This is a genomic window from Ameyamaea chiangmaiensis (assembly GCF_013376175.1).
Classification (GTDB): domain Bacteria; phylum Pseudomonadota; class Alphaproteobacteria; order Acetobacterales; family Acetobacteraceae; genus Ameyamaea; species Ameyamaea chiangmaiensis.
Genome location: NZ_JABXXR010000026.1, coordinates 12,846 through 28,660, shown reverse-complemented (window position 1 = coordinate 28,660; position 15,815 = coordinate 12,846). Strand labels below are relative to the sequence as shown.

The window sequence follows — 15,815 nt, the reverse complement described above, 5'->3', positions numbered from 1 at the left end:
CGCCCCCCGAGGCCGTGGCGCGTCTGCTGGCGCTGCCGGAGCCGCCTGCGCCCCCCGACCGGGGCGCTGACGACATTCGCCTGATCGCCAGCCCGCTGATGGCTTTGCAGGCGGCGGCCGAGCAGGCGCGCGCGCTGGGTGTGACGCCCATCATTCTGGGCGATGCGATCGAGGGGGAGAGCCGGGAAGCGGCGATCGTTCTGGGCGGAATAGCGCGGTCGACGGCCCAGTATGGGCTGCCGCTGCCGTCGCCCGCCGTGCTGCTGTCCGGTGGCGAGACGAGCGTGACCATGCCGCACGTCGGCAACGTCGCGGGCGGCCGCAACACGGAGTTCTGTCTGGCCCTGGCACTGGCGTTGCAGGACATGCCCGGCGACGTCGCCCCGATCTGGGCGCTGGCCGCCGACACTGACGGAATCGACGGCAACCAGGACGCGGCGGGTGCGGTGATCGCGCCGGACAGCCTGGCCCGTGCGGCGTCGCGGGGGCTCGATCCCCGTGCCCTGCTTGACGGGCATGAGAGCTATCGCCTGTTCGATGGGCTGGGCGATCTGATCCGGACCGGGCCAACCCTGACCAATGTCAACGATTTTCGGGCGATCCTGGTCGGACTGCCGGGGTAGGGCCTCGCTGCTGTCGTGACGGCAGGGGTTGCGGACGGGCGGTTTCTGCCACATCTGATGCAAATAGTACTAACGCTGTGCGCTATGCACCCTGCCGACAGGACCCGCACCATGTTCATCGAGACCGAAGACACACCGAATCCCGCGACGCTGAAGTTTCTGCCGGGCCGGGATGTGATGGGTGATCGCGGGACGGCCGACTTCATCGATGCCGACGCGACGGCGGGACGGTCGGTTCTGGCCGATGCGCTGTTTTCCGTCGAAGGCGTGTCGCGTATCTTTCTTGGGGCCGACTTCGTGTCCGTGACCAAGAGCGACGACGCCGACTGGCGCACCGTCAAGCCGCAGGTTCTGGCCGTTCTGGTCGACCACTTCGTGTCCGGCCATCCGGTCATCGAGGAAGGCGCTGCAATCATCGAGGACGCGATCGCGCCCGAAGATCTGGAGATCGTCACCCAGATCCGCGAATTGCTGGACACCCGCGTCCGCCCGGCCGTAGCGGCCGATGGCGGCGATATCGTGTTCCGGGGCTATCGCGACGGGATCGTCCGCCTGACAATGCAGGGGGCGTGCTCGGGCTGTCCGTCATCGCGCGCCACGCTCAAGCACGGTGTGGAGAACATGCTCCGTCACTACGTGCCGGAAGTCGTCTCGGTCGAGCAGGTCGAGGCCTGATCCGGCGGGGCTTGCGGCGTCCGGCCCGATGCCGCACAAACGCGGCTTTCCCCTTACGGCCAGCGGTGAGATGGCCCAGCACGGCGGCCACATGACATGGTTCTGAGCGATACGGATCTGGACACGCTTTTCCGCACGGCGCGAACTCCTGACCGCTGGTCGGCGACGCCGGTGTCGGAAGACACTCTGACTGCGCTGTACGGTCTGCTCAGCCTCGGTCCGACCTCGGGCAATTGCCAGCCGGGCCGCTTCGTCTTCCTGCAGTCGCCCGACAGCCGCGAACGTCTGCGCCCGGCCCTGTCGGCCGGAAACGTGGACCGGGTTATGACGGCGCCCCTGACCGTGATCGTGGCGCACGATCCTCTGTTTTTCGACAAGATGAACCGGCTGAACGATCTGCCCGACGTGCGGTCGTGGTTCGCGGCCGACGTTGCCCTGTCGGAGGAGACGGCGCTTCGCAACGGGACGCTGGCGGGGGCCTACCTGATCATGGCGGCGCGGGCGCTGGGGCTCGATGTGCTGCCGATGTCGGGTTTCGATTCGTTCATGGTCGAGGACAGCTTTCTTGCCGCCCAGGGCTGGCGGGCCAATTTTCTGGTCAGTCTAGGCTACGCCGACGGCGTGCCGGAGCATCCGCGCGCCCCGCGCCTCGGCTTCGATGAAGCCTGCATGGTGCTGTGACCGGCGGGACGCACGACACGACCCCGGTTAAGCGCCTCCTGGTGCTGGATGCGTCGGCCGCCGGGGATGCCGCCGGCGGCTTGGCCGCGTGCGTGACCGGGGTGGGCGAACAGCTTGATCTGCGGGCGTCGCGCCTGATCGTCGGGCGGGGTGGGGCGGAGGAACTGGCACCGCTGGTGCGGGCCCTGCTGGCCGAGGCCGCCTGGTGCCCGCGGGAGATCGACGTCGTCGCGGTCGTTTGTGGTCCGGGGTCGTTCACCGGATTGCGGGCCTCGCTGGCGCTGGCGCACGGCGTGGCACTCGGCAGCGGCGCCGTGGTCCTGCCGGTAACGGTGGGCGAGGCACTGGCGCCCGCCCTGATGGCGGAGGCCGCCGACAGGGGGCTGACGCGGGCGGTCTGCGTTCTCGCGGCCCGGCGCGGGCGTGTGTTTCTTGACGAGGCCGGCGTTGTGACGGCGTGCGCTCTCGACGGGCTGACGCTGGCGCGCGAGCCGGTCCTGCTGGCGGGCAACGCTGCCGAGTCCCTGCTGGACGGGGCGAGCGCTTCTTCCGCACAACTGTCGAAACATCATGCGCCTGATGCGCTGATGATTGCGGCGGCGGCCCTGCGCCGTGCCCGTGGGGACCTGCCGCCCCGCGCGCCGCTGCCGCTGTATGTGGAGGCGGCGGAGGCAAAGCTGCCCGCTGGTGGCCTGCGACCGGCGCCGAAAGCGGGGTCGTGACCCGCTCACGAACACATGTCTTCTCTCTCGTACGCGCTGGCGCTGAGTCGGCGGCGCTTCTGGCGGCCATCCATGCCCTGTGCTTCCCCGAAACAGACCGATGGGACGAAGCGGCGATGTCAACGCTTCTGGGTATGCCGGGGACCTTTGCCGTGCTGGAGAGCGGCTCGGCTGATGATCCCGCGGCCGTGCGCGGTTTCGTCATGGCCCGGCAGGTGCTGGACGAGGCCGAGGTCTTGACCCTCGCCGTTCTGCCGTCATGCCGTCGTCAGGGTATTGCCTCCGCGTTGCTGGCGCGGCTGGCGGTGGACTGCCGCGGCCGGGGCGCCGGGCGACTGTTCCTCGAGGTGTCGGAGGCCAATACGGCGGCGCGGGCTCTGTATGAAGGCTGTGGATTCGCGGGCATCGGGCGGCGCCGTGCGTATTATGCGGACGGCAGCGATGCGCGCGTTCTCGCGCGCTCCCTAACGGACTGAGCCTCAGCCCTCCTTCTTTTTTATCCGTACGGTCAAAATACCCGCGCCGCCCTCCGTCTCCGCAACGATGCTGTGCCCGAGTTCGCGCGCGCTGGCGGGCACGTTGCGACGGGCCTCGACCCCTTTCAGCCGAACATCCAGAAGCCCGCCTGGCGCAAGCCGATCAAGAGCAATCCGGGTGTGCACGAAGGTCATGGGGCAGGTCTCATGGCTGATATCCAGAAGCGGAATGCAGTTTTCCGTGGTAAGCCGATGCGACATCGTATTATTCCTCTCTTTCTATCAGATGATCGTTCGGTCATCGGTCTGGTCATATCCACACGATCCACAGGCGCGACGATCGGCGTCAGACACAAGGGAACCCGGATGCCACTCGCCCATCAGCCTTCCGTGCCCGCGCTGACAGCGCAGATTGTCGCCGCCTACGTGTCGGGGAACCCCGTAGGGGCCGAGACCCTGGCACAGGTCATCGCCTCGGTGCACGAGGCGCTGACGGACGTGGCGTCGTCGGCTGGTTGCGTGGCTGCTCTGTCCCCCACCCCCGCCGTGCCGCCGCGCCGATCGGTGTTCGACGATTATATTGTCTGTCTGGAGGATGGAAAGAAGCTCAAGATACTGCGTCGCCACCTGAAATCGGCCTACGGCATGACGCCGGAGCAGTATCGGGCGCGCTGGGACCTGCCGAACGACTATCCCATGGTCGCCCCGAATTACGCCGACGAACGCTCGCGTCTGGCGCGCCGGAACGGTCTGGGAACCCGCCGTTCCTGACCGCTCCCCGCCGGGGGGCTCAGCGCACGGGAATGGACAAGCCGGGTCCTGATCCGCTACGTCGCTTGCAAGGGAGCATCCCGCTCCGGCGGTCTGCCGTCGGACGGCCTATGCTTTCGGGATGCACGAAGCCGGAGCATGACACAGTGACACGGGCCCCACGGAGCAGCGCGCGGCCATGAGCGCGGACAACACATTGCGCGGGTCTCTCTCGACGCTCGCGTTCGAGCGGCGCGGGTTCACCGAACTGCGCGGCGGCAATCTGGGCGTGCGCATCGCCACGACCGACGCCGAGCGGGATGCGGCCCAGGCCCTGCGCTACCGCGTCTTCTACGAGGAAATGGGCGCCCGCGCGGACGAGCGCACGGCCAGAACGCGTCGCGATGTCGACGATTTCGACGAGGTCGCCGACCATCTCCTCGTCATCGACCACGCGATTTCTTCTGGCGCAAAGGGTGTCGTCGGTACCTATCGCCTGCTGCAGGGAGAGGCGGCGGCCAAGGTCGGTCGCTTCTATACCGCCAGCGAATACGACATCTCCCGCCTGACGGAATTCCCCGGCCGTCTTCTTGAGGTCGGACGATCCTGTGTCGATCCGGCCTACCGGGGGCGGGCGGCGATGCAGCTCTTGTGGCGCGGGATCGCGTCCTACATCTTCCTGCACCGCATCGATGTCCTCTTTGGTTGCGCCAGTCTGCCGGGAACGGACCCGGATCAGATGCGCGACGAACTGACATATCTGTACCATAACCATCTCGCCCCTCCGGCGCTGCGCATCAGTGCCCTGCCCGAACGACGGGTGGAGATGCTGCGCACCGATCCGAACACGCTCGATCATCGGCGTTGCCTTGCCCGGCTCCCCCCCCTGATCAAGGGATATTTGCGTCTGGGCGGATATGTCGGGGATGGCGCGGTGATCGACGACCAGTTCAATACGCTCGACGTCGCGGTTCTGGTCAAAAGCGAGCTGTTGGCCGACAAATACTATCGTCACTACGAACGCCGCCTCCGCGACGCGCTGGATTGAAACGGCTGCCCGGCGGCGTTCGCGCCGCTTTGGTCACGTTGCTCGCGGGAGCCGCGGGCGCGTTGGCCTTTCCACCGCTCTGCCTGGTGCCGGTGCTTGCGCTGGTCTTTCCGGTTCTGCTGCGGCGGGTCGACGCGGCCAGGACATGGCGGGGCGCCTTCGGCTATGGTTTCGTCTTCGGGCTGGGGCTGCATACGGCGGGCCTGTACTGGCTGACCAATGCCATCCTGATCCGCGCGGCGGATTTCTGGTGGCTGGTGCCCGTTGCCGCACCCGGCTGCGCCCTGATCCTCGCACCCTTCGCCGCCGTTCCTGCCGCTGTGTGTCGGCTGGTGCCGGCCGGACCTCGGCGCGCGGTCCTGTTTGCGGGACTATGGACCCTGGCCGACATGGGACGTGTGTTCCTGTTTACCGGCTTTCCGTGGAATCCCTTGGGCAGTGCGTGGGAATGGCCCGGGCGTGCCGGTCAGGTGATGATCCAGCCGGCGGCGTGGATCGGTGTGGATGGTCTGACCCTGCTGACGGTGCTGATGGCCACGCTGGTGCCGTACGGGCGTCGCACCCGTCTTGCGCTTGCCGCCATGATGATGGTCTGGGGGGCCGCCGGGACGCTGCGGCTGGCCATCGTGCGTCCCCGTGAGGTGCCGATGCCGGCCGTCGCACTGGTGCAGGGCAATATTTCCGAGGAAACGAAGATCGCCCGCGACGATCCGCTGGGGATCTTTCACACTTATCTCGACCTGACCGCCGAAGGTACGGCCCGTGCGCGGCAACTGGGCCGCCCGGACGTCGTCTTCGCCTGGCCCGAGACCGCGTTTCCCTATGTTCTGGATCGCGAGCCGGCTGCGCAGGCCATGATCGCGCGGGCTGGCGGCGGCGCGACCGGCCTGATCGGGACGCTCCGCATCGGCCCGGGCGAGGACTGGCACAATGCGATCGAAGCCATCGACGCCGGCGGCACGGTCCGCGCGCATTATGACAAGAGCACCCTTGTCCCCTTCGGCGAATATAATCCCGCCCTGTTGCCATTTCACGTCGTGCCGGGGGGCGGCTTCGTCCCGGGTCACGGGGTCACCACCTGGCACCTGCCTGGGGCGGGAGCGGTCGGCCCCCTGATCTGTTACGAGGTGATCTTCTCCGGGCGCGTGGTGGACCGGCGCGACCGACCCGACTGGCTGGTCAACGTCACCAACGATGCGTGGTACGGCGACAGTGCGGGCCCCCGGCAGCATCTGGCCAGCGTGCGCATGCGCGCAGTCGAGGAGGGCATGCCGATCGCCCGCGCCGCCAACACCGGCATTTCCGCGGTGTACGGTCCCACAGGCCGGGAAATCGCGCGTCTGGGGTGGGGCAGGCGTGGCACGCTGGTGGCGGCGTTGCCCGCCCCGTTGCCCCCGACCGTGTTCGCCCTGGCCGGTCGTTCCATCCCGCTCGGGATGGCGTTGGCAGCGTGCGCGCTGGCGCTGGTTCGCCCGCGCAAACGGCAAAGCGCGAGGCTGTCGCAGTAAGTGCGCCTTAGGGTTGCAATTCGTTTATTTTGGTTAACATTGACAGCTTGAGGTTGAGAGTTTAATGCTCGGTTAAGCAACAAGGCGCAGAACGTGGCTACCGAACCCAGTGGACCCGACAGGGCTGTCTCATCTCCAAGTCCGGTCGACGTGCATGTCGGGGGCCGCATTCGTCTGCGTCGGACGCTTATGGGCATGTCGCAGGAAAAGCTCGGCGATGCCCTTGGGCTGACATTCCAGCAGGTCCAGAAATACGAGCGCGGCGTGAACCGTGTCGGCGCGTCGCGTCTGTTCGATATCTCGCGCGTGCTTGAAGTGCCGATCAGCTTCTTTTTCGATGCGCTGCCGACGGCCAGTGACGCCCGAGTCCGCGCCGATGGTCCGGTGACGGGCTTTGCGGAGACCCAGGCAAGCTTCGGAGCACCACCTCCCGTGGCGTCACCCGGCATCTTCGCGCCCGGTGGGGATGATTCGGCACTGTTTTCGCGTCGTGAAACGGTCGATCTGGTACGCGCCTATTACCGGATACCGGACACCGAGGTGCGGCGAAAGATGCTCGACCTGATCCGGACCATGGCCCCCGCGGAGCCCTGAGCGGCCTGATGTGGCTTTTTGGCTGATCCGGTTCGGTAGAGCCCTGGGAAAAAAATGCGCCGTTAAGACTTTTTTCGTGTCTTGCGCCGATCGTGTGTCCTGAGAACCGCCGTCCCCACGTCGTTCGAAGGAACCGCGCCGTATGTCCATCTTCAATGCGCTGACCACCGCGGTCAGCGGCATCAATGCCCAGTCGCATGCCCTCAGTGACCTGAGCAACAACATCGCCAACAGCCAGACGGTCGGCTTCAAGGCCAGCGACACCAGTTTCGAGGATTACGTCACGCAGCAGACCGGCGCCGTGGCGGCCTCCGCTTCGGGCTGGTCGGACAGCGTCAGCGCGACAACCCTTCAGCGCAACGATGTACAGGGGACGATCACCAGTAGCACCAACAGTCTCGCCCTGGCGATTTCGGGTAATGGCTTCTTCACCGTCGCCCAGCCTTCTGGTGCGTCGAACGCCACCACGACCGACTTCAGCGCCCAGCATTACTACACCAGAAACGGAAATTTCTACGAGAACAACCAGAACTACCTCGTCAACACGAGTGGCGATTACCTCGAAGGCTATCAGGTCGCGGCGAATGGCACCCAGAGCACGGCGCTGACGCCGTTGCAGTTCAGCGATGTCACGTTCCGGCCGACCGTGTCGTTGTCCGGCGCCCTTGGCTCGACTCAGGCCACCGGCGGCACCGGCAACTCGTCGACCACGGTGTACGATTCAAGCGGCAACAGCCACGCGATCAACATGGCCTGGTCGCAGGACGCCACGAACAGCACGCAGTGGACGTTGACCGTCAACGAGGACGGGGCCGCCTCGCAGGTGATTCCGGTTCAGTTCAACGCCGATGGAACGCTGGCGTCAGTAAACGGAAGCACGTCGACGGGAACCTTCAACTTCGCCAACGGAACCCAGAACTACGCGATCAGCCTGGGCACCATCGGGAGCGCGAGCGGCGCATCACTGGCCACTGCCACACAGTCGAGCTACAGCCCGACGACGTCGACCGACAGTGTGCAGTCCGTCAATTTCGAGGGGCTTAGCATGACAACGGACGGGTCGGTGATGGCGACATTCGACAACGGAAGTTCACAGCTTCTGGCGAAAATACCCCTTGCGACCTTCAGGAATGTCAACGGTCTGGAGGCTGGCGACGGACAGACCTATACCGCGACGGCAGCGTCCGGTCAGCCGACGCTTGGCCTGGTGGGCGAAAACGGTACCGGCAAGCTCGCCACGAGTTCGGTTGAATCATCGACGACAGACCTCACCAGCGACCTGTCGCAGCTGATCGTCGCGCAGCAGGCCTATACGGCGAATACCAAGGTCGTCACGACGTCTGACAGCATGCTGCAGGCGACGATGTCGATGGTTCAGTAACCGGTCGGACTGGTCGGTCGCGATCTGACACGCGCAAAGGTTAGTGGGAGTAAGCAATGGGTATATCCGACGCCCTGTCGATTGCCAGTTCGGGGCTGCACAGCACCGAACACGCTCTGGCGGTCGCATCGCAGAACGTGGCGAACGCCAGCACCACGGGCTACGTGAAGGAAGTCGCAACCCAGGTCGCCGTTTCCTACGGAGGCATCGGCGGTGGCGTCGCGGTCGGTGCCACGGCTCGCGATGTCAATACGGCGCTGGAAAACCTGCTGTATACGAAAAATGCCGACGTTTCCTCATACGCGACCCTGGACAACGCCCTGTCCGCAATCTCCGCCGTTCAGGGAACGACGAGCAGCGATTCCACCACGAGCACGGGCACGTTGAGCGACGTCCTGGGTACGCTCCAGAGCGCTTTCACCACGCTTTCGGCTACCCCGTCGGACAGCACCGCGCAGCGGACCGTCGTCAGTGATGCCCAGACCGTTGCCGACACCGTGAACAAGCTCGCCTCGGCCTATCAGAGCGAACGTCAGACCGCGCAGGACTCGATCGTCTCCACGGTATCCACGATCAATACGGATCTGACGACGATCGGATCGATGTCAAAGCAGATCATGACCCTCAAGGCGCAGGGGGTCGACACCGCCGATCTGGAAAATCAGCGGGCCGCGGTCATGCAGGACCTGTCTACCCAGACATCGGTCTCTTTTTCGGCAACCGCCAACGGCGACATGCTCGTGCGTACAAGCACGGGCCTTGCACTGCCCACACGCCCCACCACGGACGGCGTGACCATTCCGACGTCGGCGTGGCCCCTGTCCACGTCGGCGGCGACGCTGACCTCGACGTCCTCGGTCCCGGCGATTACGCTGAACGGTGCGGACGTTACGTCCGGGCTGTCAGGTGGCACGCTCGGCGCCAACATTCAGTTGCGCGACCAGACACTGCCGACCATGCAGGCACAGCTGGATTCGTTCTCTTCGGCTCTGGCCAACCGGTTCGATGCACAAGGCCTGACGCTGTTTTCTGATTCGGCGGGAGCATTGCCCGGATCGTCCTCGACACAGGCGCCCCCCGACGGGGTGGTGGGTTTTTCGTCGATGCTCAGTGTCAACCCGGCGGTCACCGCCGATCCGAGGCTGGTCGTCACCGGCACCAGGGCATCATCGAGCACGTCGAGTATCATCGGCAACGTGCTCAGCTACACTTTCGGGACGACATTGGCCGATGGTACGGCGCAGCCAGCGGCGCCAAGCCAGGGCCTGGGCGCAAGCGGTACGTTGAGCACGGGCTATGCGGGAACGCTGAGCCTCGGCTCCCTCGCTACGGCGCTGACCGCCAATCAGGCCTCGGTCATTTCCGGGGCCTCGTCGTCTCTTCAGGTCGCGACGGCGGCCCAGACGAGCCTGCAGACAAAAGTCGGCACCGTGTCCGGCGTGGACACCGACAGCGAAATGTCCACCATCGTCACCCTGCAGAACGCATACGCGGCAAATGCCAAGGTCGTGGCGGCGGTACAATCCATGTTCGCCTCTCTGATCGCCGCAGTCTAGGGATTTTGTCATGAGCAGTATTGTCGGCCAGTATGGGACGTCCGGAACCTCGCTGATCCTGGATCGTGCGATCAGTACCTTGTCGCTGCAGCAGCAGGCGCTGCAAAACGAGACCGCGTCCGGCACGGTATCGGATACCTATGCCGGCCTCGGGAACAGCGCGGCGCAGGTTCTGAACATCAAACAGCAGGTCAGTCAGGTGTCCGCATGGCAAGCCAATGTCACCACTGCCCAGACGAACCTGACGACATCTGTCAATGCCGTGAACGAGATCGCGTCATTGGCGTCGTCCCTCACGACGACTTTGACGACCCTGCAAACCACGCCGACGCACTCCACTGTCGCGATCGCGGCCTCCACGGCCAAGTCGGCACTGGCGACATTGCAGGGTCTGCTGAATACCCAGAATGGTTCCACCTACGTCCTGGGGGGTGCGAACGGGGGCACGCCCGTGATCGCCGCCGGTGTGGATCTGGCCGATGGCTCTCTGGCGAAGGCGATTTCGGCAAGCGTTGCACAGGTGTCGGATACGGGAACTGACGCGGTGCTCGCGCAGACACTGTCGTTCGCCGCCGATAACAGTGCCGCTCTGTCGCCTTTCTCCGCCATCCTCTCCGTGGCTCCGCAGACGGCGGCGGGAATGCAGGCGGACGTGTCGATCAGCCAGTCTTCCATGACCGCTACAGGCTTTGTCGCGACGCAGGGTGGCACGGCGTCCGATACGTCCACAGGTTCGGCCATGCGCGACCTGATCCGAAATCTCATGGTGGTCGCGTCGCTGGGGTCTGTCAGCGCCACGACATCGCAATTTTCATCCCTCGTCACCGGTGTGCTTCAGTCAAATGCCTCGGTCGTCTCGTCTCTCAACGAGACGCAAGGACAGCTGGGTGTGCAGCAGAACGCGCTGTCGACGCGTGCGGCCACGCTCACCCAGTTGTCCACGGCGCTGTCCTCCCAGTATTCGACCCTCGTCGATGCGGACCTTGCCACGGTCTCGACGCAGCTCAGCCAGACGCAGCTTCAGCTCCAGGCGTCCTACACCCTTGTGGCTGATATGAAGGGCCTGTCTCTGGCGAACTACATCTGACGCTGGCAGATTCTGTCAGGCTCTGTCGTCTATCGTCACGGTCTTGCTGCTGGCCAGGCTCTCCTGTGCTGCCTGCGCCAGCCGCAACGCCGCGATGCCGTCATCAAGCGTAACGGGAAATGGGGTTTCATCCCGAATGCACGTTACAAAACGAGCGATTTCGGCGCGATACGCCTCGCTGTATCGTTCCAGAAAGAACGGAGCAGCCGGATCGGCGCGGCCCGTAAAGCCGGTACCGCTGGCTTCGACGGTCGTTTCATGGCGATTCTTCGCGAGCAGAAGGCCGTCAGAGCCGAAGACTTCCAGACGTTGGTCGTAGCCATAGACGGCGCGGCGACTGTTGTTGATATGAACCAGAGCGCCGGTCGCTGACTTCATGGTAATCATGGCACTGTCGATGTCGCCCAGCGCGCCGATTTCGGGATCGACGAGGCAGCCGCCCGTTGCGGATACGTCCACAATGTTCCCGGCGATGAAGCGGCTCATGTCGAAATCATGAATCGTCATGTCGCGAAACAGGCCGCCGGAGACGCGGATATAGGCAGGCGGTGGCGGTGACGGATCCCGGCTTGTGATAATCACCTGTTCGAGGCGTCCGATTTCACCGGCCTCGAGGCGTCGGCGTACCGCTTCAAACGACGGATCGAAGCGACGGTTGAACCCCATCATGACGCGGGACGCCTGGGTGCCGAGTCGGTCGCGGCATGCGATCGCACGCTGCAGTTCGAGATCGACGGGCTTTTCGCATAAGACATACTTGCCCGCTGCGACCGACTGGAGAATAAGGTCGGTGTGCGTGTCGGTCGATGTCGCGATCAGGACGGCGTCCACGCGCTCGTCGTTGAGCGCCGCTTCGATCGAGGGTGCCACCGATGTCCCGAGCTCGGTCGCGAGTGCGTTCGCGGCGCCCTGCATCACGTCGTAGACGCACACCAGCGTAACGCCTGGCGTGCGGGCAAGATTGGCGGCATGCAGACGACCAATGCGGCCGCATCCGAACAGTGCGATTCCAGTCATGAGTATACGGCTTCCTGCGTGTGCTGGCTGATGTGCCGATGCGTCCGCTCCAGAAAATTCTCGAGTTCGGAGAGGTAGTCAGCGTTTTTTACGGGCGTGAAGGGGTCGGGCCCCGCGGCCGTGCATTCGACGATGATCGGGCCGCGGTAACTGACCTGGTCGAGCGCCGTGAGAACGCCTGCGACGTCCAGATGCCCGAGGCCCAACCCCTGACGGTTGGTGTCCGCGATATGAAACAGGCCGAGCGACGAACCGACATGCCGGATGGCGCCGGGGAGATCGGCCTCCTCGATATTCATATGATAGGCATCAAGCAGGGGACGAACCGCTTCGCACCCGGTCTCCGCCATCAGGGCGAGCGCCTGGGCCCCTGTGTTGATCAAATGTGACTCGTAGCGATTGAGCACCTCGAACACGAGTGGAACGCCGCAGGCCCGCGCATGACGCGCGAGTTGCGCTACGCCCTCGCACAGCAGCCTGTATTCGGCCTGCTGGGACTCGAGGGCGCGCACGCGTCCGACCTTGCCGTGAACGGAGACGATCGGCGCGTCGAGTTCAGCGGCGAAATCGATCAGGCGTCTGAAATAGTCGACGCCCGCGCCGCGTACCACCGCGTCGGGGTGCGCGATATCGACATCGCCGGGTGTCAGTGAGAAGACATCCAGCCCTTGGTCGGAGAGGATCTTTTGCGCCTCGCGCGCTGAAAAAGCATCGAGGTCGCCATGCAGTTCGACGCCGTCATAGGACAGCCGCCGCAGCGAACGCGCAATCTGCGCAAGAGGCACCGGCCCGTATGTCCAGGTGCAGACGCCAAGAGAACGCTTCATTCGGGATATCTCCGTCTTCCAGATCCCTGTCGTCCGCGGGGTTCACCGGCTGACGGTAGAGTGTTCATTCTATTTATGGTGTTTGAGGGAATTTTGATATCATAATTCGCTGTGCCGCGAGGCTCGCGCAGAACACAGATTCGGGAGAATCCAATGGTCGATAATAATAAATCAAAAACGATCGGAGTCGGCCTGATCGGCAGCGGCTTCATGGGCAAGGCGCACGCAGTCGCGTTCCGGACCGTCGGGGGCATATTCCCCCTGAACGCGCAGCCGCGGCTCGAATTCCTGGCCGACCGGAATGCGGAGGTCGCGGCGGAGGCTGCGCATGCCCTGGGTTTTTCGCGATCGACCGGGGACTGGCATGAGTTGGTGTGCGATCCGGCGATCGATGTCGTCGCGATCACCACGCCGAACAGCCAGCATGCTCCGATGGCGTTGGAAGCATTGGCCAACGGAAAGCACGTGTATTGCGAAAAGCCACTGTCGACGACGCTTGAGAACGCACTTGCGATGACCGAGGCGGCCGAGGCGGCGGGGGTCGTGACGCTGGTGGGCTTCAATTACCAGCGCAATCCGATGGTGCATGCGGTGCGCCAGATGATCGCGGATGGTGAGATCGGCGACATTATCGGCTTCAACGGTCATTATGTCGCCGGTTTCATGGGACGCCGGGAGGGGTCATATTCGTGGCGCATGCATCCGGACGAAGCCGGTGGCGCACTGGCCGATATCGGCTCGCACCTGATTTCCATGAGCCGCTTTTTGTTGGGGGACATCACCGACGTCATTGCGCGTCTCGACACGGTCTACCCGACACGTTCGTCACCCGACGGCGTCGAGCATCCGGTTGATATCGACGATCAGGCCGCGATCCTCGCGCGTTTTCGGGATCGGCCCTTTACCGCGATGCTGGATGTCTCGTGGGTCGCGACCGGGCGGGAAATGGGTCTGGCGTTTGAGGTCACCGGGTCGCGGGGTGCGATCAAGTTCACGCAGGAGCGGCTGAACGAGGTTCAGATCTTCAAGCGTGACCAGCCCGCCAATCGCTCCGGCTTCACGACGTTGACCGCCGGACCGGCCTATCCGCCTTATGGCGCGTTTTGTCCGGGGCCGGGGCATCAGCTCGGCTTTAATGATCTCAAGATCATCGAGGTCAAGGGGTTGATCGATGCGATCACCGGGGTCGCGCCGTCGCCCACGCCCTTTGCGGACGCGCTGAAGACCGCGCGTGTGATGGACGCCATTCATCGTGCCTCGGCGACAGGGGAGTGGACGGCGGTGGAGCGCTGAAGACGGCAAACGAAAACGGGAGCCCCCGGGGGGCTCCCGTCCTGTGTGTCTCGGCCGGGCGCAGGAGGCGTCAGCCCAACGTCGGCATCACGAACTCCGCCCCGGTCTTCACGCCGGTTGGCCAGCGGGTCGTGACGGCCTTGAGCTTGGTGAAGAAGCGCACGCCTTCGGGACCATGCATATGATGATCGCCGAACAGCGAATTTTTCCATCCGCCGAAGGAGTGGAACGCCATCGGCACCGGAATGGGGACATTCACGCCGACCATGCCGGCCTGCACGCCGTGGACGAACGTCCGCGCAACATCGCCGTCCTGGGTGAAGATGGCGGTGCCGTTGCCGAATTCATGCTCGTTGATCAGGTTCAGCGCGCTGGCGAAATCCGGGGCGCGGACGACGGCCAGAACCGGGCCGAAAATTTCCTGCTGATAGATCGTCATGTCGGGTGTCACATGGTCGAACAACGTGCCGCCGACATAGTAGCCGCCCTCATAGCCTTGCAGGCGAAGGCCGCGACCGTCCACGACCACGGTTGCACCTTCAGCCTCGCCGGAATCGATGAAGGAGACGACCTTGTCGCGATGCTGGGCGGTGACCAGCGGGCCCATTTCGCTCTCTGCGTCGGTGCCGGGTCCTATTTTCAGGCCGCGCACGCGGGGGGCGAGCGCCTCGACCAGCGGATCGGCGGCCGACCCCACCGCCACGGCGACGGACAGGGCCATGCAACGCTCGCCTGCCGAGCCGTAGGCCGCGCCCATCAGCGCGTCTACCGCTTTCGGCAAATCGGCATCCGGCATGATGATGGCATGGTTTTTCGCGCCACCCAGCGCCTGCACCCGCTTGCCGTGCGCCGTTCCGGTCGCATAGATATGGCGTGCGATCGGCGTCGATCCCACGAAACTCACCGCCTTGATGTCGGGATGTTCAAGGATCGCGTTGACGATGTCCTTGTCGCCCTGCACCACCTGAAAGACCCCGGTGGGGAAGCCGGCTTCGGCGAACAGGTCGGCCAGGAACAGGGCGGCCGACGGATCCCGTTCCGAAGGCTTGAGGATAAAGCAGTTGCCCGTCGCGATGGCCATCGGGGCCATCCACAGGGGCACCATGACCGGGAAATTGAACGGGGTGATCCCGGCCACCACGCCCAGCGGCTGGCGCACGGTGTAGGCATCGATGCCGCGCGCGACCTGTTCGGTGATTTCGCCCTTCAGAAGTTCGGGCGCGGCCGTCGCGAACTCGATCACCTCCATGCCGCGCGTGATCTCGCCGACCGCGTCGGACAGGACCTTGCCATGTTCGGCCGTCACGATGGCGGCAAGTTCGTTGGCGCGCCGCTCCACCAGATCGCGCAGGCGGAACATCAGCCGCGCCCGGGTCAGGGGGGGTGTTTCGGCCCATTTCGGGAATGCGGCGCGCGCGGCGGCGACGGCGCGATCGAGATCGCCGCGCGTTCCCAGAACGACCTGCCGCGCCACCTGTCCGGTGGAGGGGTCAAACACGTCGGCGGTGCGCGCCGACTCGCCCGAGGTCCGGGCGCCGTCGATATAGTGCTGTACGGTCTCCATCAGGGACCTCCGT

The 15,815-nt window shown here is 64.8% G+C and carries 17 protein-coding genes; 13 read left to right on the top strand and 4 right to left on the bottom strand.

Features of this window, described 5'->3' with window-relative positions; translation table 11 throughout:
• The 5 genes from HUK82_RS05865 to HUK82_RS05845 form a co-directional block, all read left to right on the top strand.
• Positions 1–623 (top strand): MOFRL family protein (locus tag HUK82_RS05865; protein ID WP_305144399.1); only part of this gene is annotated, 623 nt, incomplete at its 5' end.
• Between the two features lie 111 nt (positions 624–734).
• Positions 735–1,298 (top strand): NifU family protein, encoded by a 564-nt coding sequence (locus HUK82_RS05860; RefSeq protein ID WP_176613060.1) that lies wholly within the window; start codon positions 735–737, stop codon positions 1,296–1,298.
• A 96-nt stretch (positions 1,299–1,394) separates the two neighbouring features.
• The gene (locus HUK82_RS05855) at positions 1,395–1,979 is read left to right on the top strand and encodes a malonic semialdehyde reductase (RefSeq protein WP_176613059.1); all 585 of its coding nucleotides are present in this window, start codon (positions 1,395–1,397) and stop codon (positions 1,977–1,979) included.
• Entirely contained in the window at positions 1,976–2,701 is a 726-nt protein-coding gene (gene tsaB, locus HUK82_RS05850) for a tRNA (adenosine(37)-N6)-threonylcarbamoyltransferase complex dimerization subunit type 1 TsaB (protein ID WP_176613058.1), read from the top strand. The genes HUK82_RS05855 and tsaB overlap by 4 nt, the downstream gene beginning before the upstream one ends.
• Entirely contained in the window at positions 2,698–3,177 is a 480-nt protein-coding gene (locus HUK82_RS05845) for a GNAT family N-acetyltransferase (protein WP_264802177.1), read from the top strand. Before tsaB ends, HUK82_RS05845 begins: the two co-directional genes overlap by 4 nt.
• Positions 3,178–3,180: 3 nt before the next feature.
• Here HUK82_RS05845 and HUK82_RS05840 read toward each other — a convergent pair whose 3' ends face one another.
• A complete protein-coding gene (locus HUK82_RS05840; RefSeq protein WP_176613057.1) occupies positions 3,181–3,438 on the bottom strand; it encodes a sulfurtransferase TusA family protein in 258 nt (85 codons plus the stop codon).
• Positions 3,439–3,543: 105 nt separating this feature from the next.
• Here HUK82_RS05840 and HUK82_RS05835 point away from each other — a divergent pair, with 105 nt between their 5' ends.
• The 7 genes from HUK82_RS05835 (at position 3,544) to HUK82_RS05805 (ending at position 11,101) form a co-directional block, all read left to right on the top strand.
• Positions 3,544–3,948, top strand: a complete 405-nt coding sequence (locus tag HUK82_RS05835) for a MucR family transcriptional regulator (RefSeq protein ID WP_176613056.1) — start codon at positions 3,544–3,546, stop codon at positions 3,946–3,948.
• 178 nt (positions 3,949–4,126) lie between these two features.
• A complete protein-coding gene (locus HUK82_RS05830) occupies positions 4,127–4,975 on the top strand; it encodes a GNAT family N-acetyltransferase (RefSeq protein ID WP_176613055.1) in 849 nt (282 codons plus the stop codon).
• On the top strand, positions 4,972–6,483 hold the full coding sequence (gene lnt, locus HUK82_RS05825) for an apolipoprotein N-acyltransferase (protein ID WP_218061520.1): 1,512 nt from the start codon (positions 4,972–4,974) through the stop codon (positions 6,481–6,483). Before HUK82_RS05830 ends, lnt begins: the two co-directional genes overlap by 4 nt.
• Positions 6,484–6,576: 93 nt before the next feature.
• Positions 6,577–7,077: a helix-turn-helix domain-containing protein gene (locus HUK82_RS05820; protein ID WP_264802178.1), complete on the top strand. Its 501-nt coding sequence runs from the start codon at positions 6,577–6,579 to the stop codon at positions 7,075–7,077.
• A gap of 142 nt (positions 7,078–7,219) precedes the next feature.
• Entirely contained in the window at positions 7,220–8,458 is a 1,239-nt protein-coding gene (locus tag HUK82_RS05815; RefSeq protein ID WP_176613054.1) for a flagellar hook protein FlgE, read from the top strand.
• A gap of 56 nt (positions 8,459–8,514) precedes the next feature.
• Positions 8,515–10,014 carry a flagellar hook-associated protein FlgK gene (flgK, locus tag HUK82_RS05810; RefSeq protein ID WP_176613053.1) on the top strand — a complete coding sequence of 500 codons (1,500 nt, stop codon included), beginning with the start codon at positions 8,515–8,517 and terminating at the stop codon, positions 10,012–10,014.
• Between the two features lie 10 nt (positions 10,015–10,024).
• Positions 10,025–11,101, top strand: a complete 1,077-nt coding sequence (locus HUK82_RS05805) for a flagellin (RefSeq protein ID WP_176613052.1) — start codon at positions 10,025–10,027, stop codon at positions 11,099–11,101.
• A 15-nt stretch (positions 11,102–11,116) separates the two neighbouring features.
• Here HUK82_RS05805 and iolG read toward each other — a convergent pair whose 3' ends face one another.
• Entirely contained in the window at positions 11,117–12,118 is a 1,002-nt protein-coding gene (gene iolG, locus HUK82_RS05800) for an inositol 2-dehydrogenase (RefSeq protein WP_176613051.1), read from the bottom strand.
• Positions 12,115–12,945 (bottom strand): sugar phosphate isomerase/epimerase family protein, encoded by an 831-nt coding sequence (locus HUK82_RS05795; RefSeq protein ID WP_176613050.1) that lies wholly within the window; start codon positions 12,943–12,945, stop codon positions 12,115–12,117. Before HUK82_RS05795 ends, iolG begins: the two co-directional genes overlap by 4 nt.
• Before the next feature lie 153 nt (positions 12,946–13,098).
• Between HUK82_RS05795 and HUK82_RS05790 the strand changes: the two genes are divergently transcribed.
• Positions 13,099–14,238: a Gfo/Idh/MocA family protein gene (locus HUK82_RS05790; protein WP_176613049.1), complete on the top strand. Its 1,140-nt coding sequence runs from the start codon at positions 13,099–13,101 to the stop codon at positions 14,236–14,238.
• 70 nt (positions 14,239–14,308) lie between these two features.
• Here the strand turns inward: HUK82_RS05790 and HUK82_RS05785 are convergent, their stop codons facing one another.
• Positions 14,309–15,802 (bottom strand): CoA-acylating methylmalonate-semialdehyde dehydrogenase, encoded by a 1,494-nt coding sequence (locus HUK82_RS05785; protein ID WP_176613048.1) that lies wholly within the window; start codon positions 15,800–15,802, stop codon positions 14,309–14,311.
• Positions 15,803–15,815: the final 13 nt, after the last annotated feature.

Excerpts from the sequence above, each read along its gene's own strand:
- HUK82_RS05860 (WP_176613060.1), top strand. The coding sequence starts at position 735 with ATGTTCATCGAGACCGAAGACACACCGAATCCCGCGACGCTGAAGTTT.
- HUK82_RS05855 (WP_176613059.1), top strand. The coding sequence starts at position 1,395 with ATGGTTCTGAGCGATACGGATCTGGACACGCTTTTCCGCACGGCGCGA.
- HUK82_RS05840 (WP_176613057.1), bottom strand. The coding sequence starts at position 3,438 with ATGTCGCATCGGCTTACCACGGAAAACTGCATTCCGCTTCTGGATATC.
- HUK82_RS05835 (WP_176613056.1), top strand. The coding sequence starts at position 3,544 with ATGCCACTCGCCCATCAGCCTTCCGTGCCCGCGCTGACAGCGCAGATT.
- HUK82_RS05830 (WP_176613055.1), top strand. The coding sequence starts at position 4,127 with ATGAGCGCGGACAACACATTGCGCGGGTCTCTCTCGACGCTCGCGTTC.
- HUK82_RS05815 (WP_176613054.1), top strand. The coding sequence starts at position 7,220 with ATGTCCATCTTCAATGCGCTGACCACCGCGGTCAGCGGCATCAATGCC.
- flgK (WP_176613053.1), top strand. The coding sequence starts at position 8,515 with ATGGGTATATCCGACGCCCTGTCGATTGCCAGTTCGGGGCTGCACAGC.
- HUK82_RS05805 (WP_176613052.1), top strand. The coding sequence starts at position 10,025 with ATGAGCAGTATTGTCGGCCAGTATGGGACGTCCGGAACCTCGCTGATC.
- iolG (WP_176613051.1), bottom strand. The coding sequence starts at position 12,118 with ATGACTGGAATCGCACTGTTCGGATGCGGCCGCATTGGTCGTCTGCAT.
- HUK82_RS05795 (WP_176613050.1), bottom strand. The coding sequence starts at position 12,945 with ATGAAGCGTTCTCTTGGCGTCTGCACCTGGACATACGGGCCGGTGCCT.
- HUK82_RS05790 (WP_176613049.1), top strand. The coding sequence starts at position 13,099 with ATGGTCGATAATAATAAATCAAAAACGATCGGAGTCGGCCTGATCGGC.
- HUK82_RS05785 (WP_176613048.1), bottom strand. The coding sequence starts at position 15,802 with ATGGAGACCGTACAGCACTATATCGACGGCGCCCGGACCTCGGGCGAG.